This window comes from Pollutibacter soli (genome assembly GCA_029269725.1).
Taxonomy (GTDB): Bacteria; Bacteroidota; Bacteroidia; order Chitinophagales; family Chitinophagaceae; genus Pollutibacter; species Pollutibacter soli.
On sequence record JARJHS010000001.1, the window covers coordinates 134,647 to 156,771 of the forward strand.

General features: G+C 42.6%; 18 protein-coding genes. 13 read left to right on the plus strand and 5 right to left on the minus strand.

The window, feature by feature from the left end; genetic code table 11:
• Nucleotides 1-120: 120 nt before the first annotated feature.
• Nucleotides 121-2,076, plus strand: a complete 1,956-nt coding sequence (gene pulA, locus P2W82_RS00650; protein ID WP_336513892.1) for a type I pullulanase — start codon at nt 121-123, stop codon at nt 2,074-2,076.
• On the opposite strand, the gene P2W82_RS00655 is transcribed toward pulA, so the two are convergent.
• A complete protein-coding gene (locus tag P2W82_RS00655) occupies nt 2,073-2,951 on the minus strand; it encodes a diacylglycerol/lipid kinase family protein (RefSeq protein WP_336513893.1) in 879 nt (292 codons plus the stop codon). The two genes, pulA and P2W82_RS00655, sit on opposite strands and share 4 nt — an antisense overlap.
• A gap of 70 nt (nt 2,952-3,021) precedes the next feature.
• On the opposite strand from P2W82_RS00655, the gene P2W82_RS00660 reads away from it, so the two are divergent.
• Both P2W82_RS00660 and P2W82_RS00665 read left to right on the plus strand, forming a co-directional pair.
• A complete protein-coding gene (locus tag P2W82_RS00660; RefSeq protein WP_336513894.1) occupies nt 3,022-3,981 on the plus strand; it encodes an App1 family protein in 960 nt (319 codons plus the stop codon).
• Nucleotides 3,982-4,298: 317 nt separating this feature from the next.
• Nucleotides 4,299-5,666: an MATE family efflux transporter gene (locus P2W82_RS00665; RefSeq protein ID WP_336513895.1), complete on the plus strand. Its 1,368-nt coding sequence runs from the start codon at nt 4,299-4,301 to the stop codon at nt 5,664-5,666.
• Nucleotides 5,667-5,937: 271 nt separating this feature from the next.
• Here P2W82_RS00665 and P2W82_RS00670 read toward each other — a convergent pair whose 3' ends face one another.
• Nucleotides 5,938-7,182 carry an exo-beta-N-acetylmuramidase NamZ family protein gene (locus P2W82_RS00670; protein ID WP_336513896.1) on the minus strand — a complete coding sequence of 415 codons (1,245 nt, stop codon included), beginning with the start codon at nt 7,180-7,182 and terminating at the stop codon, nt 5,938-5,940.
• A gap of 663 nt (nt 7,183-7,845) precedes the next feature.
• On the opposite strand from P2W82_RS00670, the gene P2W82_RS00675 reads away from it, so the two are divergent.
• The gene (locus tag P2W82_RS00675; RefSeq protein ID WP_336513897.1) at nt 7,846-8,556 is read left to right on the plus strand and encodes a hypothetical protein; all 711 of its coding nucleotides are present in this window, start codon (nt 7,846-7,848) and stop codon (nt 8,554-8,556) included.
• 60 nt (nt 8,557-8,616) lie between these two features.
• Here the strand turns inward: P2W82_RS00675 and P2W82_RS00680 are convergent, their stop codons facing one another.
• Nucleotides 8,617-9,021, minus strand: coding sequence for an RNA recognition motif domain-containing protein (locus P2W82_RS00680; RefSeq protein WP_336513898.1), 405 nt, complete (start codon nt 9,019-9,021; stop codon nt 8,617-8,619).
• 565 nt (nt 9,022-9,586) lie between these two features.
• On the opposite strand from P2W82_RS00680, the gene P2W82_RS00685 reads away from it, so the two are divergent.
• Nucleotides 9,587-10,426, plus strand: a complete 840-nt coding sequence (locus P2W82_RS00685) for a CHRD domain-containing protein (protein WP_336513899.1) — start codon at nt 9,587-9,589, stop codon at nt 10,424-10,426.
• A 161-nt stretch (nt 10,427-10,587) separates the two neighbouring features.
• The gene (locus P2W82_RS00690; RefSeq protein ID WP_336513900.1) at nt 10,588-11,409 is read left to right on the plus strand and encodes a CHRD domain-containing protein; all 822 of its coding nucleotides are present in this window, start codon (nt 10,588-10,590) and stop codon (nt 11,407-11,409) included.
• 34 nt (nt 11,410-11,443) lie between these two features.
• Here P2W82_RS00690 and P2W82_RS00695 read toward each other — a convergent pair whose 3' ends face one another.
• Entirely contained in the window at nt 11,444-12,136 is a 693-nt protein-coding gene (locus P2W82_RS00695) for a YceI family protein (protein WP_336513901.1), read from the minus strand.
• Nucleotides 12,137-12,271: 135 nt separating this feature from the next.
• On the minus strand, nt 12,272-12,676 hold the full coding sequence (locus P2W82_RS00700; protein ID WP_336513902.1) for a hypothetical protein: 405 nt from the start codon (nt 12,674-12,676) through the stop codon (nt 12,272-12,274).
• A gap of 433 nt (nt 12,677-13,109) precedes the next feature.
• On the opposite strand from P2W82_RS00700, the gene P2W82_RS00705 reads away from it, so the two are divergent.
• The 7 genes from P2W82_RS00705 to P2W82_RS00735 all read left to right on the plus strand — a co-directional run bounded on the left by P2W82_RS00705 (nt 13,110) and on the right by P2W82_RS00735 (nt 22,018).
• Nucleotides 13,110-14,003, plus strand: a complete 894-nt coding sequence (locus P2W82_RS00705) for an alpha/beta hydrolase (protein ID WP_336513903.1) — start codon at nt 13,110-13,112, stop codon at nt 14,001-14,003.
• Nucleotides 14,004-14,086: 83 nt separating this feature from the next.
• Nucleotides 14,087-15,268 carry an acetyl-CoA C-acyltransferase gene (locus tag P2W82_RS00710; protein ID WP_336513904.1) on the plus strand — a complete coding sequence of 394 codons (1,182 nt, stop codon included), beginning with the start codon at nt 14,087-14,089 and terminating at the stop codon, nt 15,266-15,268.
• Between the two features lie 119 nt (nt 15,269-15,387).
• Entirely contained in the window at nt 15,388-15,978 is a 591-nt protein-coding gene (locus P2W82_RS00715) for a hypothetical protein (RefSeq protein ID WP_336513905.1), read from the plus strand.
• A 247-nt stretch (nt 15,979-16,225) separates the two neighbouring features.
• Complete coding sequence (locus P2W82_RS00720) at nt 16,226-16,657, plus strand: hypothetical protein (RefSeq protein WP_336513906.1); 432 nt, start codon at nt 16,226-16,228, stop codon at nt 16,655-16,657.
• Nucleotides 16,658-16,953: 296 nt separating this feature from the next.
• Nucleotides 16,954-17,940 (plus strand): pyruvate dehydrogenase complex E1 component subunit beta, encoded by a 987-nt coding sequence (locus P2W82_RS00725; protein WP_336513907.1) that lies wholly within the window; start codon nt 16,954-16,956, stop codon nt 17,938-17,940.
• 331 nt (nt 17,941-18,271) lie between these two features.
• Nucleotides 18,272-19,678: a glycoside hydrolase family 140 protein gene (locus tag P2W82_RS00730; RefSeq protein WP_336513908.1), complete on the plus strand. Its 1,407-nt coding sequence runs from the start codon at nt 18,272-18,274 to the stop codon at nt 19,676-19,678.
• A gap of 249 nt (nt 19,679-19,927) precedes the next feature.
• The gene (locus P2W82_RS00735) at nt 19,928-22,018 is read left to right on the plus strand and encodes a TonB-dependent receptor (RefSeq protein ID WP_336513909.1); all 2,091 of its coding nucleotides are present in this window, start codon (nt 19,928-19,930) and stop codon (nt 22,016-22,018) included.
• Nucleotides 22,019-22,125: the final 107 nt, after the last annotated feature.

Below are 22,125 nucleotides of genomic sequence, written 5' to 3' on the forward strand. Positions count from 1 at the left end.
TCGGTTATACTATTCTCAACCGCTTAAAAATAATAAAACTGGCGGATTCAGGAAATTTTGAAACCACAACAATGGTTTGATTGTGATTTAAATGACTATTATTGATTTCAACTCTGTATGATGTTGCAGGAAAAGCAATTCACAGTCTACCACGGCAAAGATCTCGGGCTTACAAAATCCACTCATGGATATCAGCTGCGGATATGGTCGCCTGTTGCTGCAGCTGCAGAAATTATATTCTATGATGCTGGGTATGGTGGTAATTGTCTTGGAAGAATGACAATGAATAAGGCTGATGATGGCACGTGGATAATCAATTTTGGAGATGAGCGGACAGCTCAATATTATACTGTACGGATTTTTAATGAAGGGCATTGGTCCAACGAGGTAGCTGATCCCTATGCAAAATTCACTGGTGTGAATGGGCGTAGGGCGATGGTTGCAGACATTCAATCGGCAACTCCCCCGGGATGGAATGATGATGCTGCTCCTGGTTATTTTTCTCAGCAATCCGGTGCGGAAACAGCAGATATCAAATCTTTACCCCACGCAATAATTTATGAGTTGCATATCCGCGATATTTCAGTACATCGCAGCTCAGGCGTCAGCATAAAGGGTAAATACATCTCGTTAACGGAAAGAGGCACGGTAAACCAGGAAGGATTGTCTACTACACTCGATCACCTGGTGGAAACAGGTATTACTCATGTGCAAATACTCCCTGTATTTGATTTTTGTTCGGTCGATGAAGGAAACGAAAATAGCGATCAGTACAACTGGGGTTATGACCCTTTGAATTTTAATACGCCGGAAGGATCTTACGCAACAAATGCATTCGATGGTCGTGTGCGGGTCTTTGAATTCAGGCAAATGATAATGGCACTCCATAGCGCCGGAATACGGGTAGTGATCGATATGGCTTACAATCATACGGCATTACGGGAAACATCAGCCTTTGAACAATTGGTGCCCGGATATTTTTATCGAAAAAACAGGCATGGCGATTATGCTTCATCCACGGGATGTGGAAATGAAACTGCAAGTGAAAAACCGATGGTCAGAAAATTCATCATTGATAGCATGATCCATTGGGTGGAAGATTTTCATATCGATGGCTTCCGCATTGATCTGATGGGTGTTCACGACCTGGAAACAATGAATGAAGTCAGCAGAAGTCTTCGTAAGATCCGACCCGATATTCTGCTTTATGGTGAAGGCTGGGCCGCAAACAATAGTTCTCCGCTTCCTGAAACATTGCGTGCAGTTAAACATAATGTTGCTCAGCTCGAAAACATTGCTGTATTCAGTGATGATATAAGGGATGGAATTAAAGGCAGCGTGTTCAGGTATTCGGAAAAAGGATTTGTGTCAGCACAGGCGGGGCTTGAAGAAACGATAAAATTCGGAATAACTGCAGCATGTTATCATCCGCAGGTTGACTACAGAAGAGTAAATTATTCTGATAAACCCTATGCGAAAAATCCAGAGCAAGTGATCAATTATTGCGATTGTCATGATAATCACAATCTTTTTGATAAGCTGGCAATTGCAGGAAGTGAATTTTCCGAAGAAGACAGAGTTAATATGCAGATGCTCTCATTGGCTATTGTTCTTACCAGCCAGGGAATTCCGTTTTTACATGCGGGATCGGAATTTCTCAGATCAAAAGGTGGCGTTGAAAATTCTTTTAATGCAGGCGATAGTATAAATGCTATCGACTGGGCACTGAAGTCTAAGCATAAACTGGTATTTGAATTCGTTCGAAGAATAATTGAACTGCGTAAAGATCATCCGGTTTTTCGTTTGCCATCAGCTGCATCAATAGAAAAAAATATTCATTTTATACCTAACCGACCTGGACTGGTAGCGTATACGATTGATGGTCGCACCTGCAATGATGCTTGGCTGGAAGCTTTCGTTATTTTTAATGGTTCAGAAAAAAACCAGCAAATCGTACTTCCGCTTTTTGAATGGCATATTGCGATTTCGCAACAGCAGTATGTCTCCGGTGAAGTCATTAGACATTTTGTAATGATAAAATCTTTTAGTTGTCTGATTTTATACAGGATGCCTTAGGGAATGATCATTTTCAGTGCACCGGGAATCAGGTCTGCTTGCAGGTGATTCACTTTTCCGATATACTGTCCATCAATCTGTAAATGCAGTTTCTTTTCAGAACGGATATAAATCGAATTACATTGCACCAGTTCGGTTTTTGACCGGTCGTAAGGCTGATGGGAAACCATCATTTTGAAAATTTCACGGATCGATAATTTTTTAAGAATGATCAATTCGAAAAGGTCATCATCAAGTTGGCCTGCAGGGTTGATCACGGCACCGCTTCCGTACTTCGTTGCGTTGGCAAGCACGATCATGGCAGCCTTTCTTTCTACTACTTTATCATTTACATGAATCGAAACATCCATAGTAGGGTGCTTCCAGAAAACTTTCCATGCAGCACGCAGATACCCCCATTTACCCCGGACGTTTTCGCGTTCAAATTTTTTAACGATAAATGCATTAAAGCCCACATCGCTGAGATGAATACAGATCTGATTATTTATGCTGATAACATGAATCGTTTTTGTATTTTCTGAAAGCGTGGCTTGAATGGATTCCTGGATATCTTTCGGAATCAGTAGTTCCCGCGCCATTCCGTTTGCAGATCCTGCAGGAATAATACCCAGTAAAATATCGGTGTGCAGAAGACTTTCCGCAACCATCTTGATTGTTCCATCACCACCAACTGCGATTACCCTTTCAGGTTGGAAACTGTTTATTTTATTTTTAATATTTTCAGGCTTGCTAAATTCTGACAGCACCAGGAACTCGATAGTATGGCTTGTCTCTGAAAAAAAATCAGAGATTATTTTTTGCCAGTCAGTATTGTTGCTCCCGGAGGCGGGGTTGACTACAAAAAGAAGTCGTGTATTTTTGGAAAACTGATCCATGCTATAATTGATGGAATAATATTTTCTGGTGATGTAAAATAGGAATAAAACTCAGTTTGAAATATAACAGATGCATATTAAACTTTATTACGGCTTTGGTCATACACACGATCTTGTGATCTACGGGCATTTATTCGAAAACAAACCAATTGTAAGGAAACGATACAGCAATAGTGTGTTACGCAACACCTGGCATTTGATCCGGCTGTTTTTTCTCAGGCCTGTGCCTTTTAAGAAGATACAGTTGTTCTGGGATAAAAGTACCGTTAGTAATTATACCGCTTCAGATGGTTTCATACACCTCGAGTGGCGTTCGGAAAAAAGCGTGCCCGCGGGATGGCACCCCGTTCATGTACAACACCATGTAAGTGGAGAAATTATTTCCGCGCATGGCGAGTTATTTGTTCCACATGTTACACAGTACGCTTTTATTTCTGATATCGATGACACTATCCTCGTTTCTCATTCTGCTTCAATTTTTAAAAGACTTTGGGAACTGGTGTCGTCAAATCCAAGGACACGGGATATATTCAGTGGTGCAGCGAAACATTACCAGTTGCTTGCACACTCAAATACTACACCGGAGGCGCCCAACCCTTTTTTCTATGTTTCCAGCAGTGAATGGAATCTTTACGACTACTTGGTGGATTTCTTTGATCATAATAAAATGCCAAAGGGCGCATTTCTTTTAAATCATGTTAAAAGATGGTATGAATTCTTCTTATCAGGGAAAACAAATCATAACGGAAAACTGATGAGGATTGCGCGTATTCTGCACACGTTTCCGAACCAGCGGTTTATCCTGTTAGGTGATAATACACAGCGTGATCCAGTTATCTATAATAGTATTGCCCGGAAATACCCAGGTCGTGTACATGCCATTTACATCCGCAACGCACGTTCCGGCCGGGAGGCTGCTACCCGCGAAATTCTCGATGCACTTCAAAATGAAACTGGAGTTCATTGTTGCTTATTTAGAGACAGCGAAGAAGCTATTCAGCATTCACGGAAAATCGGGCTGATTTTGTAGTTGCTGGTTGTCGGATTGCCTGCCCTGCCTGCCGGACGGGCAGGCGGCAGGCAGGTTGTCAGTTGTCAGGAACAACCTGTTGTCTTTCATCGCTGCTCGTTGTTCGTTGTCCGCAGCAGCCCTTTGTCATTCATCGTTTTCCGAATCAGGCGGTTTGTACCTCACCTGTCTTCGCCCATCGGGAAAGCTGGCTGTTCAAACGAGCAACGAACAACGAACAACGAGCAACGAACAACGAACAACAAGTCCCAAATCCGGTGATTCTCCAGCATTCCAACTTTCCCTACATTTGCTCCCCACAAAAGAGCAGACAGGTTATGATGCGTCAGGAGGCGGCAAATACAATGAAACTGGCACTGCCGATCATCGTCGGTGAACTGGCACAGATGGCATTGCACATCATTGATGCTGCTATGATCGGTGCAATCAACTACAAACAACTGGCAGCTGCATCACTCGTGATCAGTGTAATGAATATTCCGTTTGTATTGGGAATCGGCATGACAATTTCGGTTTCACAGATGGTATCGATGTCGCATGGACGAAGAGATTCGCAACAGGTATCACATTATCTATACAATGGTTTCTGGCTTTGTACCGTAACAGCGGTAATAATCAGCTTACTGATCATTTCTACCGAGGGATTGTTGAAACACCTTGGCCAGGATCCGGAAGTGGTCGAATATGCAAAACCATTTTTAAGGTTGATGGGTATCTCCATCATCCCGATGTTGTTGTTCATGACCCTGAAGCAGTTTACTGACGGTCTGGAGTACACGCGTACAGCGATGATTCTTTCTTTAGGCGGAATGCCGGTGAATATTTTTCTCAACTGGTTACTTATTTATGGTAACTGGAGTTTTCCGCGTTTGGAACTGATAGGAGCGGGCTGGGCGACATTAATCACAAGGATGCTGATGTTTATAGCATTGGGCTGGGTGGTAATTAAACACCGAACGTTTCAAAGATTTATGTGGGTGAGCAGCCGTCAGTGGAAAATCAAATCAAAAACGATAAAGGAGTTGCTGCACATCGGTGTGCCCAGCAGTCTGCAGATAGGGATGGAGGCCGGTGCTTTTGCAGTATCAGGTATTATCATTGGTACCATCAGCGCGATGGCGCAGGCGGCACACCAGATTGCATTGAGCTGCGCTTCTTTTACATTTATGGTATCGATGGGGTTAGCCCAGGCCGGGTCGATCAGGGTAAGTAATGCCTATGGTACCGGAAACTGGCTAAAAATTTCGGTTATTGGTAAGAGTACGATCGTTACTGCTTTGATCTATGGAGTATTCTGCGCCATTTTGTTTACAGTTCTTCGTCATCCGCTCGCGGCACTATTTAATAAGGATCCGATGGTGATGGAGATGGCTGCCGGATTATTGCTGCTCGCAGCATTTTTCCAGATTTCGGATGCGACGCAAGCCATTGGTGCCGGATTACTCAGAGGTATTAAAGATGTAAAAACGCCGACTGTTCTGATTACGATTGCTTATTGGGTGATTGGAATACCAGCAGGTTATCTTCTTGCATTTAATGGGAAACTCGGTGCTTCGGGGATGTGGCTTGGGTTCATCATTGGTCTTTCCTCCGCTTCTGTTTTTCTGATCATTCGCTTTTTGAGAATGGCAGGGAAAAAGGGAAAAGAAGAAATACTTTCTGATATTGTTGCAAAAGCCTTGTAGCTGATCTTTGAACTGCAATTCGATATTTTAAAACTACTGGTGTAATGAAAACCTCGCCTTTATTGAATTTTTTCGAAGAACATTTTAACGTTGCCTGGCATACCTGTGATACTACATATTCAATATGAGATTTCGCAGTCGGCAAGGAGTAAACGGGAAATCAGATGCACACCAGCCCGACAGATTGAAACGACGACGTAGAAAGCGACTAAAAAATTATTTGAGAAAACAAACTCAAAATGGAATTGAATTCCGCATCTTAAGCCCACCGTCAGGGATATAATAAATATTTCGTGCGCATCTTTTTATAATTGCTCAATCCAGGTTCCCAGCTTGCACGGATAACTTCTTCTGTTACTCCCGATGCAATCTGCTCTTTGAATGCTTTTACACCGATCAGCTTGTCAATATTTCCCATTTGTTTGCTCTGTGAGAAATCGAAAAATTTTTCTTTTTCCGGATAAGCTTTGTACAATTCCATCATCCATTTGAGATTCAGTTTTCTTGATGCGCGAAGATCCTCAACAGGATATTTTCGCAGATCAAGACCGTAACAGGCTTTATCCTGGTGCAAAGGCGTTTCTGCCATTCCTTTGATACTTACCGGTGTGAATTCAAAACTGTATTTGCCTTTTAATGCCGGAGCGCCAAGTACAGTGAAAGGAAAATGAGTACCACGACCCTGGCTCAGTATTGTTCCTTCAAAAGGACATAACGAGGGATACAACAAAATAGATTGTTGCGTATTGAGATTGGGAGATGGAGGCACAGGTAATGTATATGCCATGTCGTGATTGTAATTCGCGACAGGTATGATTTTAATCTTGCACTGTTTTTTTTCCGGCAACCAGCCCTCACCATTGATCATTTGCGCAAACTCACCAATGGTCATTCCGTGTGCAATGGGTATTGGAAATATTCCGATGCCAGATTTCAATGACATGTCCAGTATCGGTCCATCCACCAGGTAACCGTTGGGGTTAGGTCGGTCAAGTATAAGTAGTTCTTTGTTATTATCGGCACAGGCTTCCATTACATGGGACAACACGTTGATATAGGTATAGAACCTGCAACCGACATCCTGGATATCGAAGATCAAAATATCGACATCACTCAGATCTTCAGCAGAGGGTTTCGTTTTCTTCCCATAAAGTGAAACAATTTTTATTCCGGTGGCAATATCAGTTTCATCTTTCACAACAGCCCCTGCGCTTGCATTTCCACGAAAACCGTGTTCAGGTCCGAACACTTTGATAATCTGTACACCAAGTTTCTTTAAGGAATCGACAAGATGAGTTTTACCGATGACGGTTGTGGGATTACCCAGAATTCCAACCCTTTTGCCTTTGAGCAGCGGCAGATATTTTTCTGTTTGCTCAGCACCGGTTTTTATTGTCTGGGCGTTACTGCTCTCTTTGACAGCTTCTATAGGTGCAGTTGTATTTCGAGAAACATTCGAGGGAGTGCAAAAACCAATGATGGCTGCAATTGCTGAGATTAGGAGAATGGTTTTCATTCGAATTGGCGACATTATTATAACAAATATAAGAAAGATGCCTGGAGCAGTGATGTGGATTTAAGGAATGGAAGTTTTGGCTTTTGGAACACTGAATAATTACACACTTAAAAAAACTGCTGCTGATATTGAAGTCTATCCAATAGCAGCAGCAATTCAGAAATTTTTCTTTTCCAGGTAAATCAATAACGGTGTCGGGTAATGGTAACTAGCAATGTCCAAGTAGCCAGTACACGACGAGAAAAACACCGATGGTTCCTAAACATCCGCCGCCCCATTTGTAGGCAGCCCCGCCGGCGATAAGGGTTCTCAACCAGTTCTGCATTTGAATTATGTTTTCATTAATATACAAAAAATTGTGCCATGGGGAGTGATAAGCGGCAATAGCTAAAAAATCGATTTGAAAATTTTTTCGCCAGGTATCCGATACTTGCAAGTATCGGATACCTGGGAGCTTTCAGCAATTTCGAAATCAATTATGAAATAAACAAGTGAAAAAAACTTCGACACGACAGAATATTCTCCCTCATTAAAAGAATTTTCTTTTACCGGGTTCAGCCGGCTTTCTTACAAACAGCCTGATGGCAGGCAAGCCGAAAATGGGGCAACTTACTTTAACAAAAAAGTTTCTGATCAAACAAAACTTCCATTGTACATTGACGAATGAGAGGAATTCTACTTGTTGCTTTTTTAATTTTGGTTCTTGATATCCATGCACAGGATACACTTCGGGGAAAGATATATGATTTCAACAGTGATTCTATTTTAACCAGTTGCCGTATTCAGAATCTTTCGCGCAATCTCGTTTCACATCAGGATCGTTCAGGAAATTATGTGATACGTGCGGTCGAAGGTGACCGCATTCTTTTTTATATGGCGGGCTTCCGCGCCGATACCATCGTTGTGCAGGCGCATATGTTTCAAACTGGTTATGATATTTCCCTTGTTCCGGAATCTGTACTGCTTCCGGGAGTAAGCATCGATGCTCAGAATATTTATCGTGCAGATTCGCTTGCCCAACGTGAGTATTACGCGCAGGAATTTAAGAAGCAAACACCCCTCACTGGTTACAACCGTCCTACCGATGGAGTAGGAGTCAGCATCAGTCCTTTCAGTTATTTCTCAAAAGAAGCCAGGGACCAGCGGCGGCTGCATAAAAAATTGATCAGGGATGAACGGAATGACTATGTCGACCATGTATTCGCCAAAGACTATGTGGGAAGATTAACCGGTTTGCGCGGCGATACGTTAGATTTATTTATGAGAAAATACCGGCCCAGCTATGAATTCTGTGTGGGAAAATCAAGAGAGGAAATGCTGATGTACACAAATGACAGTCTGAAAAAATTCAGGAAGGAAATGAAGCTGGATTGAAAGAAAATAAAAATTCTGCAACAGTGACCTGTTGCAGAATGCAATAATTATTGAACGAAATCAATATCTGTTTCTATCACGGTAAGAATCGCCACCGCCACCGCCGCGGTTGTAGCCACCACCGCCGCCGCCGCCACGTTGACCGCCTCCACCGCCTCCGCCACGATAGCCGCCTCCGCCACCACCCTGGTTACCACGGAAGCCACCGCCACCACCACCCGATGATCTTTCTTCAGCTTCTTTTACTACAAGTGGTTTCTTACCAAGCGAAATATCATTCAGATTATCAATGGCGTCCTTTGCTTCAACACTGTTTGGCATGTCAACAAAGCCGAAACCTCTGCTCTTGCCGGTCTCCTTGTCCATCGCAACTTTTGCGGTATTAACTTTTCCGAATTTCTCAAAAATTTCCATCAATTCGGCGTCATCCAGATCATAGGGAAGGCCGGCAACAAAAAGATTCATGTAAACGGTTTTTGTAAAAATAAGCAACTTCAGCCGTATTGCAGAATGGAACTTATACCATATTTGAAAATTATTTTTACTCCGTAATTATTACGTAGAAATGCGTTTTCTGCTTCGGGTTGTTGTCTTTTACAGGAAGCCTTTTCCGAAAACAATCCTTTCTTCAATCGGGAATTAATGCCGGCGTTCATTTGTTAAAGAATCGGCCAACCTGAAAATTTTATTAAAATTTGGTTGTAAAAAATTTGCCTCACAAAATTTTCGGGTATAGAGCTTTACTCAACTATTCTGAGGCGAAATATGCCACAATACAGAATAGAAAAATTCACAAATGCCAGTATGTTGCCCATCTGGTTAAACTAAGAAAATAGTCTAATCGTATTATTCAGATTTTAAGGCCTTAACCATCAATGTTAAAATCAGAATTCTGCGAATACCTATGGCATATCGTTTGAAAGTTTTTAGGTGATTCTGGAGATTGACCTCCCGCGTTCGGCGCGCATCAGATATACATGGTAATGTCTGTGAGAAACCTTTACAATTAAAATTATAAACACCTCAAGGTATGAAAACTGCAAAGCAATTATTTTTTGGCGCCATTACAGTCGCATCACTGTTTGTTATGAATTCCTGTACGAAAGATGACAATGATCCAAGCAATCCGGGAGGAAGCAACCCCACAATGGTTAAAAAATGGGAAATCCCAATCAGTGCTGCTTTTGAAATCCCTGCTCCAGCCGGCAGAACAGAAACCGGTAATGCGGTCCTGGAATTATGGTCAGATAACTCTTTACGGTATTCTATTAACGTGCCTTCAGTAACCGCAGGGGATTCACTGACAATGGCTCATTTGCACTCCGGTGATCCGGTGACCGTCGGTCCGGTAATCCTTAATCTGGCACCAACATTTGTCAACGGCGTAGCTTCCGATACGATAACCGGCCTTCGTCAGTCGCTGGCTGATTCAATCGAAACAGGCGCTGTTTATCTGAATGTGCATTCTAAAGATTTTCCAGACGGGTTGGTTCGCGGTCAATTGGATAAAACCATTGATTTCGCCACAGACGTTAATATGACTGGCGCAAATGTTGTTCCCGCTGTTAATACGACTGCCGATGGTAAATCGTACTTCAGATTGACGACCGATAAAATTCTGTATTCAACCACTACTGTGAACAATATTGAAGCTGGTGATTCTGTAACAACCGGCGCATTGTACCTGGGAGCAGCAGATGCTAACGGAACTTTAATGCAACAGTTTGCTGACAGTTATGCTGATTTTGGAATAACCAAAGCGGATACGCTGACGGACGAGCAGATCACTCAGTTAAAAAGTGATCCGGTCTATGTGACAATAGCTTCCAAGAACCAGGCAAACGGTTTGGTTCGTGGCCAGATCAGATAATCACGCAAAATAAAAAGAATAAATAGCCTGCTTTCAGGAGGCTTATTAAAAAATGAGGCTGATTTTTCGGCCTCATTTTTTTATGTCGAAACAACCAAAATAGGCTGAACCCCGTAACTGATTTTTGATGCTACGATTAATCAACTGAAAAACAAACTGCGATGAAACCAGCGCTGCTATCCAGGATTTTTCCAATTGCTTTTTTGACACTCACTCTCAGTTGCTCCAAGGATGATACTGAACCCCCTAAGACTCCAACCCTGGTGAAGCACTGGGAAATTGCATTAAGTGCCAAATATGAAAATCCGGCTCCTGCAGGTAGAACAGAGACCGGAACTGCATCGTTGGACCTGTGGTCAGACAACTCTATGGACTACCATATAATGCTGAACAACCTGACCGGAGGTGACGCACTAACTGCTTCGCATATTCACTTTGGCGACCCTGTTACTAACGGTCCCGTAATTCTGAATTTCAATCCAACTTTCACGGGCAGTATGGCTCTAGGAAAAGTTACAGGCATTCGTCAATCACTGGTAGATTCAATTCTTACTCAAACTGTGTACGTCAATGTCCATTCAACACAGGTAGGCAGTGGCCTTGTCCGGGGACAGATGGATAAGGCCATCGACTACGCCGTTGATGTTGATCTGAAGGGTGAAAATGAAGTTCCCCCGGTAGTCACAACCGCTACTGGCCGGGCTTTATTGAGATTAACTACAGACAAAACTCTGTACAGCAATATTACTGTAACAAATGTCGAAGCCGGTGATGCATTGACAGCTGCCCATATCCACTCAGGTGCGGCAGGTGCAAATGGTGGGGTACTGCAGGCATTGTGTGCTAACGCAGGAGACTTTGGAATCAGCAAAAATTTCGTGCTTACCGATGCGGTGATAGCTGCATTGAAAAATGATCCGGTGTATGTAAACGCCCATTCTACTAACCATGGTGGAGGAATAGTTCGGGGTCAAATCAGATAGCGACGGTTTCCAGCTCAGAAAATAAAAGCTTCCATTATTTGGAAGCTTTTATTTCTATGCCGAGGTGTATATCATTCCTGATAAGATCATCCGGTTTTCCGGGATATACAATATTCCATTCAGTGCGGTCAATATTGAATTTTGCAAGTGCGTCAATATTGTTTCCATTGATGGTCACTTTCGCCGGGAACTCAATATTCTTCGTTACTCCCTTTATTGTAAGATTTCCTGCTATGGTATGTGTCGGATCTGCTACTTTGTATCTGCTGATACTCTCCTGTCTTGGATCTGTACTGTCTTTTACTGTGCCTGAAAAAGGTTTCACTTCTGTGATCACAAATTTCGCGTCAGGAAATGCTGTGACGTCAAAAAAATCCTTTGATTTCAAATGGCCAAGGAGCTTTCTGTTGGCGGCTGTATCCGATCCGGGCGGACCGGTCACTTCTAATTTCGCAATATTCAGAATGAAATTACCCGCTGTAAGCTGGTTATCCTTTACACTTAGTTCTCCTGTTCCTACGCCAATCGTACCTGTATGGTAGCCGCTGACTTTAGTACCAATCCATTCGATCTTACTTGCTGTGGTATCCACCTTGTAAACAGCTCCGGATGAGCTTGCTGCATCTTTTGCTTCAGTAGCCTCCGCTTTAACTGCATCGGGCGCATTTTTACAAGCGAAAAGACCGAACGCAATTACCGCAAATGAAACAACTTTTATTGTTTTCATAATGTCCCTTTTTTACAAAGAAACAACCGGCCTGCAGAATTGTTTTGAGCCGTTTGTTAGAATTTGCTTAAAAAATTAAACCGCAAAGCGGTTATGCTTTGCGGTTATGAGATACGGTTCGGGTATTTTTTTTGGTTATTTAGAAACTGTTACATCCACAACTTCCTTAACGATTTTGTTTACTTTGAAAGTGCTGGTTTTGTTAGTAGCCAGGTCGGTAACTTCAAAAGTAGTACCATCGATCAGGTCGAATGACTTAGAATCCAGTTTGTATAAGCGTGAAATGTTTTCACCTTTCAGTTTCTCAGAGAACAGAATTTCCTTGTCTGCATTTCTCACTACAACCAGGAATTCCCCTGCTGCTGCGTTATTTAAAGCGAGCTGAAAAGAAGGAAGTGCATTTAAAGTTCCTACGAATCTCAGTTCAGCTGTAGTGTTGTTGTTTTCTGTTCCTGCCCATGCGCTTGTGCTGATTGTCATTGCTGCTGCGGCAAAAAATACCATTGCCAGTTTGCTGTAGTTTTTCATTGCTTTTTTCATAATTAAAATTTTAATACGGTTAATAAAATTATTTGTCGAAATAAACTCTTGATACGGCAGCATTCATTTCGGAAATTCAGTTATGGAAGCAAGATTGTGAGCGGGCAGCTTTCGAAGAATGGTTAGTAGCCTGATGCTTTTGTACTAACGATGTTTGATGAAGCAAAATTATCAGTAGCCGCGTTTGTATGCAACACTAATTTTCATCATTTTCATCATCCCTAAACACCCAATTTTTTCTAAAAACCCTTGCCGGTACTGCATTTGGACGATTTGATCAACTTATGCCAAAACGTTTTAGTACGGGTGTTTTAGCATGATTTAGCGGCTCTCGTTAACATTTCCTTAGTATTGTGACTAACTTTTTCGCATACGTCTTATCGTTTTGACACATTTTTCTTTAAAATATCACTTACAAAAATTAAATCAAGCTATGCCATCAGCATTCCGCCTCTCATCACTCTTCCTTTTCCTGTTTCTTTTCTCTGTTTCTGCGTCCTCTCAATCAACGGGTAAAGTGATCCAGGAAAGAATTGTTAAAAGCGCTCTCCTCAAAAAAGATGTAAAGTATACCATCTACCTGCCTGCAGATTATGAATCATCCGATCGTACTTACCCTGTTGTATACCTGCTGCATGGTTATACAGATGACAATACAGGCTGGCTGCAGTTTGGTGAAATCAACAGGTATGCAGATAAAGCAATTGCCGAAGGTAAAATACCGCCGATGATTATAATAATGCCAAATGCTGATTCTACTTTCTATATCAATGCATACGACGGTAAAGCAGATTATGAAAACTTTTTTATTAAAGAATTTATTCCTGCTGTTGAAAAGACCTGGAAAATAAAATCTGAAAAAAGGTTCCGTGGAATAGCTGGACTTTCCATGGGTGGTTACGGTACATTGATCTACTCGTTGAAATATCCTGAACTTTTTGCTGCCGCAGCTCCTCTCAGTGCGTTTGTTACGGAAGAAGATGCTTTGGTAAAAATGCCTGAAGCAAATTATAATGCCACTTTCGGTCAGTTGTTTGGACGCGGATTAAAAGGGCAGGAGCGTGTCACAAAAACTTTTCTCGATAACCATATTCTGAAAATTGTTGCTGATAAATCTGCAAATGATCTTAAAAAAGTAAGGTACTGGATTGACTGCGGCGATGATGATTTCCTGATCAGGGGTAATTGTACATTGCATATTGCGCTAACTGAAAAAGCGGTTCCTCACGAATTCCGTGTGAGGGATGGTGCGCATAACTGGACGTACTGGCGTACAGGAATCGTTGACGCTCTTGCATTTATCGGTGAAAGCTTTCATCAGAAATAAGTAGAAAGCAGTTATAGCCGTACATACTTCATTTGATCGGCGTTAAATATTAATTTTACAGATTGTTTTTTAAGCAGAACTATATGAAAGAAGTATATATCGTTTCGTCAGTTAGGACACCGATTGGCAGTTTTGGTGGCGCATTGAAAGATTTTACAGCAACACAATTGGGTTCGTTCGCCATTAAAGCAGCTCTTGAAAGATCAGGCGTAGATCCTTCCAGGGTTGATGATGTATTGATGGGATGTGTCATACAGGCCAACCTGGGACAAGCTCCGGCGCGGCAGGCAGCGAGATTCGCCGGCCTTCCTGACACAGTCAATTGCACCACAGTAAATAAAGTTTGCGCAAGCGGGATGAAATCAATTGCATTGGCAGCGCAAAGTATTCGCCTGGGCGATGCAGGAATTGTTGTTGCCGGTGGAATGGAGAGTATGACCAATATCCCGTTTTATCTTCCCGGCATGAGATGGGGGAATAAATATGGTAATGTTGAATGTATTGATGGGCTGGCGAAAGATGGATTAACCGATGTATATGATGGAAAGGCCATGGGATTTGCTGCGGAACTGTGCGCAAAAGAATGTGGTATTTCAAGAGAACAACAGGATGAGTTTGCTATTGAAAGTTACCGTCGCAGCCAGCAGGCATGGGAAAATGGAACCTTCAAAAATGAAGTGGTACAGGTTGAAGTGAAAGGGAAAAAAGGAGAATCAACTTTTGTGTCAATCGATGAAGAACCTTTTAATGTTAAGTTTGATAAGATCCCCTCATTGCGTCCTTCATTTATGAAAGATGGAACAGTGACTGCCGCAAATGCTTCTACGCTTAATGACGGAGCAGCAGCATTTGTATTGATGAGTAAAGAACAACTGGATGCAACAGGAACAAAAGCTATTGCAAAAATTTTGTCGTACGCTGATGCTGAACAAGCCCCTGAATGGTTTACTACAACTCCCGCAATAGCGTTACCAAAAGCTGTTTCAAAAGCGGGGTTGAAGATGGAGGATATTTCCTTTTGGGAGCTCAACGAAGCTTTTTCTGTTGTTGGCATTGAAAACTCCAGGAGATTGAAACTGGATCCTGAAAAAGTCAATATCCATGGTGGCGCTGTTTCTATCGGACATCCGCTGGGTGCAAGTGGTGCGCGAATTGTTGTAACCCTGCTTAATATTCTCCAGACAAAAGGAGCAAAATACGGCGCTGCCGGAATTTGCAACGGTGGGGGAGGCGCCTCCGCAATGGTCATTGAAAATTTATCCTGATACTTAGCGTCAAAGGATTATATATTTTTTAATAATGCCAGCTAACACTTGGCTGGCATTATTAAAATTTTTTATTCCCGGATTCGTTTATCCGGAAATAGTTTTAAAAACCCTATTCTATGAAAAAATTTCTCCTCCTGATTGTATTGGTATCTGCGATTCATATTGCCAATGCACAACGATTTACGCATGGTGTCGGTTTTGGAGTTTTTGTTATTGATGCTCCGTCAACAGATCTTGGTGCTTTCGGAACCATAACTTACTCTCCAAAGTATAATTTTTACGAGACAGAAGCGCTTTCCGTTTCAGTTGGTATTCCGCTGAATGTGGGATTTGCCGAATCTTATGTTGTTGATTACAGTGGTTATTATTATGAAGCTGCCCCTATTCGTTTCATGATCAATGCGCCGATGATGATTAACCTGAACGTAGGTGCAGGTTCAACAAAACAAAATGAAAAAAGATTCGGATTTTTCATAGGTGGAGGTTTTGGTTTGCATTATGGTGATTATGGTGTAACGCGAGTAGAAGGCAACTACGAATATTATGATACACAGTACGGTGCAACTTTCGGTCCATCAGCCAATGCAGGTTTCAGAATCGCTGTGGGAAAACACCAGAAAAATATAGAAACTTATTTTACCTATGGTAAGGGCGTAACCAACCAGAAAACCGCTATCTACGGGATGGGTGCCCTGTTCAACTTCTGATAAGAACACAGAAAATTTTGAAATAGCAGCCCGGAAAGGCTGCTTTTTTTTGTCACAGATTTGCTTGTTTTTCCGTGAACGTTTCCACAATAAATTATTTAACTCTCAGAACTTCAATCAATTAGTCTGTGCATAAATTAAAAGCAGGTCAGGGCAATATTTTAGGATGACTACTATATTGCATGAATGGTTAATACTCAGTAAATTGGTAGTCAGAATCTACTTGTTTAAACCCAAACCTTCAACTATGAAAAAGCAAAAAATCTTCTTCATGCTGTTGATGACCATGGTGCTGGTCTCTGCATCATCCATGATGAACCAGGCAAAGGCATCGGTTAATTCGGTTAATGTACCACGTGAGTGGGAAAAACTTGCCGAAGCAAAACTCAACCAGGGACTGAATCAATACGAAATCAATCTTTCTGAGGAAAATCGTGCATTCAGTGCTGTAAAAATCCGCTCCATTCAGGGAGGTATCAATCTTCATCGTTGTACTTTCTATTACAGCAATGGCGAAAAGATGACTGTCGAAATGCGTAACGACATTCCCTCCGGAATGGATAGCCGTATTATTCAATTGCCTGCAAAAAAGAATAAGGTCGTGAAAGTGGAATTGTGGTACGACACAAAAAACTACGGCGATCAGAAAGCTGTTTTTGAGCTTTGGGGAAAAGCGTAGAGGAAAAACAGAATACAGGAAGAAGAATACAGAATACAGGAAGAAATGCAATAGTGTACATCTGGCTACTAACTCTCCTGCCTGCTCACTCCTGCCTCCTCGCTGAACGAGAAACAGAAAACTGAAAACAGGGAAACGATACAGAAACAGAGAATACAGAATACGGAAAGAATTGGCCGCAGCACGAACTACTATAAACTAATACTCCTGCCTCCATACTCCTGCATCCTGCCTGAATAAACATCATTTGCTGGAATGATGAGCTTGCAATATTTTTGCTGCCTCAAAAAGAGTCTATGGCAAGATCGATCGCTTTAAGGGAAGCACTCAGGGAAGCAATGCAGGAAGAAATGCGTCGTGATGAGAGAGTTTTTCTGATGGGAGAGGAAGTTGCAGAATACAATGGTGCCTATAAAGTGAGCCAGGGAATGCTGGATGAGTTCGGACCTAAAAGAATAATAGATACACCTATCGCGGAACTGGGGTTTGCAGCCATAGCCGTTGGTGCCGCTCAGAACGGACTTCGTCCGATTGTTGAGTTTATGACCTGGAACTTTGCCGTTCTGCCTTTGGATCAGATTCTTAACACCGCTTCAAAAATGCTTGCCATGAGTGGCGGCCAGGTCGGATGCCCGATCGTATTCCGTGGACCGGGTGGTTCAGCCGGTCAGCTGGGTGCTCAGCATTCCACTGCTTTTGAAAGTTTATATGCTAATATCCCCGGACTAAAAGTTATCTCTACTGCTAATCCATACGATGCGAAAGGACTTTTGAAGAGCGCCATTCGTGATAATGATCCGGTCGTTTTTATGGAATGTGAAGTGATGTATGGAGATAAAGGGGAAGTTCCAGAGGAAGAGTACTTAATTCCTATAGGAAAAGCAGATATAAAACGCCCCGGTACAGATGTGACCATCGTTTCATTTAATAAAATGATGAGAGTAGCAATGAATGCTGCTGTTGAACTGGAAAAAGAAGGCATCAGTGCAGAAGTCATTGATCTGCGTACTATCCGTCCACTCGATTGGCATACCATCCTGGAAAGCGTAAAGAAAACCAACCGCCTGGTGATTGTTGAAGAACAATGGCCGTTTGCATCGATATCTTCCGAAATCGCTTACCGCATTCAGAAAGAAGCGTTCGATTACCTGGACGCGCCTGTTCGCCGCATAACAGCTGCAGATGCTCCCATGCACTATGCGCCCAATCTCGTGGCACTATATCTTCCTGATGTTGCGCGCACGGTGAAACTGGTGAAGGAAGTTATGTACCTGAAGAAGTAGAAGGTTTAAAGTGGAAAGTTTGGGTCAAACGTTAAACGTAGAACGTGTAGCGAAAACCCCTGAATTCGTCGACTCGATTTGTTACGGAATTTTTGAGAAGCCAGTTTGAGTCGGTTCTCGGTTTCCCAAAAACTCAGTGAATAGATTTTTTACGACTGTTTAATTTACAAGCAATCAACTACGGACTTCTTCAAACTAAAAGCCGCCCGTTTCGAACAACGATGAACGAACAACCGGCTGTTCAAAACTGCCGACAGGCAGGCTAAGAACTAAGAACTAAGAACCAAGAACTTCTTAATTCGTACATTAGGTTTCAAACTCCAAATGAACGATGCACGCCAAAAAGAGATCTTTCGTTTCAATAAAATCTGTTTTTGTTTTCCTTCTGGTTCTTTCTATTCAGATTAATTCATACGCACAGCTACGCGTAAGCGAAAATAAACGGTACCTGGTAGCCGAAAATGGAACGCCGTTTTTCTGGCTAGGCGATACAGCCTGGGAATTGTTTCATCGGTTGAACAGGGCGGAGGCCGACAAATATCTTGGTATCCGGGCTTCTCAGGGATTCACGGTGATCCAGGCGGTCGTGTTGGCTGAAATGGATGGCATCAATACACCAAATGCATATAACGAGAAGCCGCTGGAAGATGCAGATCCCACAAAGCCGAGGGAGGCTTACTTCAAACATGTAGACTATATCATTGATAAAGCCGCTTCGCTGGGACTTTACATCGGTCTTTTGCCAACCTGGGGTGATAAAGTTTTTAAAGACAGATGGGGGGCGGGTCCTGAAGTTTTCAATCCAACAAATGCCAGGATTTATGGAGAATGGATCGGAAAAAGATATGCAGATAGAAAAAATATTATCTGGATTCTTGGTGGTGATCGTAATCCGAGAAATGACCAGGATATCGCTATCTGGAGGGCAATGGCTGCAGGAATAGAAGCAGGGGCAGGAGGAGCTGATAAGGCGTTAATGACATTCCATCCACAGCCGAATGATTTGCAGGATGCAGGTTCTGCAAAATGGTTTCATAATGATGCCTGGCTGGATTTCAATATGTTTCAGACAGGTCATTGCCGGGACAACCGCATCTGGGACAGATTGCAGGTGGCCTATAATCTGAAACCCACCAAACCTGTGATTGACGGGGAAACCCTTTACGAGGATCACCCGGTCTGTTTCAATGCGAAGGAGAATGGCATTTCAAGTGCCTATGATATCCGCAAACATGCATGGCTGGATGTAATGGCGGGAGGGTTTGGTCATACCTATGGATGCCATGATATCTGGCAAATGTATACGCCGGAGCGGGAACCGGTGAACGGTGCACATATTCCCTGGTATGAGGCAGTCAATCTGCAAGGCGCCTTACAAATGAAGTACCTGCGGAGATTGATTGAATCCAGGCCGATGCTGGAAAGGGTACCGGATCAGACGATATTGAAAGAAAATTCGGCTGAGCATGACCGTATACAGGCTAGCAGGGGAAACAGTTATATCATCGTCTATAGTACGCAGGGAAAATCATTTGAACTTCAAACCGGGAAAATAAGCGGCTCAACCTATTCGGCTTTCTGGTACAATCCCAGGAATGGACAAACGCAATCCCTTCCGGCTGCAGACAATAAAAAGTCATTTGTGAAATTTCAGCCTCCCAGTAGTGATTATGGAAATGATTGGGTGTTGGTGGTGGATGATGCTTCAAAAAATTATCCGGTACCAACGTCGCGGTAAAATCTATCCTATCTATTCAGGCAGGAACTCATTATAACCCGGCAGGGTTTTTTTATCAACGCAAAAGCCGTTATACGTCTGTAACTGGATCAACCCCTGATATAAATGATTGTTTAAAAATTTATAGGGAAGGGTACAATAAACTGCCATTTTGATGAATGGCTTCAAGGCTTAATTTTACAGATTAAACCCGGATTAGAAAGGGCTGATTTTTTGCCGGTTAGCGCTCCGGAAACCAAACTGATTTCTATGTGCAGATTTTTGCTTCTGATCACAATACTTCTTTCTGGCTTTTGGTCTAATGCGCAGGATGTCCAACCCGCAGAGGCCGACAGTATTCCATCAATTGGCGAGATAACTGTAAAGGGTTTTGAAACAGGTAAAAAAAGATTGGACATCCCGGCTTCGGTAAGTAATATCAGTACCCGGGATTTGCAAAGATTTTCGAATACCAGTTTCGTTCCTGTTTTAAATACAGTTGCAGGCGTGAGAATGGAAGAGCGTTCTCCAGGTAGTTATCGTTTATCCATGCGCGGTAGTTTACTTCGATCTCCGTTTGGAATCAGGAATATTAAGATTTACTGGAATGATTTCATATTGACTGATGCTGGTGGAAACACGTATCTGAATTTGGTTGATTTTAATTCAGCAGGAAATATTGAATTACTGAAAGGACCAGCCGGAAGTATGTATGGTGCAGGAACTGGTGGGGTTGTGGTATTGAAAAGTCCGGCAGGTTTACCCGATGTCGATACTTTAAAAAAGAAACAGGATTTTACTCTTCAATTGACCGGTGGTGCTTATGGACAATTTTCTGAAGAATTCAGATGGAGTTCCGGGACGAAAAAGATAAAATGGCAATTCATGCAAGGGCATTACCAGGCAGATGGATACCGGGAGAACAGCAGGATGAGGCGGGAAGTGATACAGGCAAATCTCCAGGCAAATACCGGTGAAAAAAACAGGATCGAAGCACTTATACTATTAAGCGATCTCTTCTATGCGACGCCCGGAGGACTCACGAAGGCACAGATGGAAGTTGATCCAAGACAGGCAAGGCCTGCAACTCCCGCATTGCCTTCAGCCACAGAACAAAAGGCAGGTATCTACAACCGGACGGCGCTATTCGGTGTTTCTGACATCTACAGATTCAATCCGCATTGGTCAAATACATTATCAGCAACTTTTTCTTTTACTGATTTCAAAAATCCTTTCATTTCAAATTATGAAAAAAGAAATGAGAACAATTTTGGCGTTAGAGAGAAGCTGATTTATGAGGGAAACTGGGGCAATACACCAGTGAGCTGGATCACCGGATTTGAATGGCAGGAGGGTTATTACCGGATAGACAGCACAGGTAACGTTAAAGGGCAACCGGATGGGAACCTTGTAAGTGATAAGGTCCGGGCATCGCAAAAATTTGCTTTCACACAGCTTCAATTTGAGTTTATTTCCAAACTCATACTACAGGCTGGTTTAAGTGTAAATGATTTCAAAAACAGTTTTGAGCGTGTTGTCGGTCAGCCGCAAAATGGAAAGGTCCCTGTTGACTTTAACGCGCAGGTAGCGCCACGCATCGGATTTTTGTATAAGCCTGTTCCCACATTGGCGATTCACGTCTCAACTTCCAGGGGCTTTTCTCCGCCTTCTACAGCCGAGATAAGGCCTTCTGCGGGAGGAATTTCTACCGGGTTACAGGCAGAAAAAGGCTGGAGTCATGAATTTGGAGTGAAAGGAACCCTGATCAGGAGTCGTCTCCAGTTCGATCTGAGCTTTTTCCGGTTTAACCTGGAAGATGCGATCGTGAGAAGAACTAATCCGTCCGGAGCAGAATACTTTATTAACGCAGGTGGCACAAAGCAGAATGGAATAGAAGCATATCTCGAAGGTTGGCTGATTCAGAAACCCGCTTCTTCTGTGATAAGCCAACTTCGGCTGTTCACCACCGTTACACTTAACGATTTTACATTTGAAGAGTACACCGTAAACAGCAATGAATATTCCGGAAACAGGATCACAGGTGTTCCAAGAGAAGTAATTGTTGCAGGAATAGATATCCGGTTCCTGAAAAATTTCTACCTCAATACAACTTTTAATTATACTTCGTCAATGCCATTGAACGATGCAAACGATGTTTTTGCTGATCCTTATTCGCTGTTAGGTTTTCGCCTCGGATGGCAGAAAAATTTCAATCCAACAAGGCTTGAGCTTTTCATTGGCGGAGATAATCTGACGAATGAGAAATATAGTCTAGGTAATGATCTGAATGCATTCGGGGGCCGATACTATAACCCTGCGGCCACCAGCAATATTTACGGCGGCGCGATTTTTAAATTCTGAATAAAGCAGGAGGGAGGAGTAAGGAGGCAGGAGGCAGGAGGGTTAGTATTTAGTTGATAGAATCATGCGTGTTGTGACACATAGTTCCTGTATCCTGTATTCCGTAT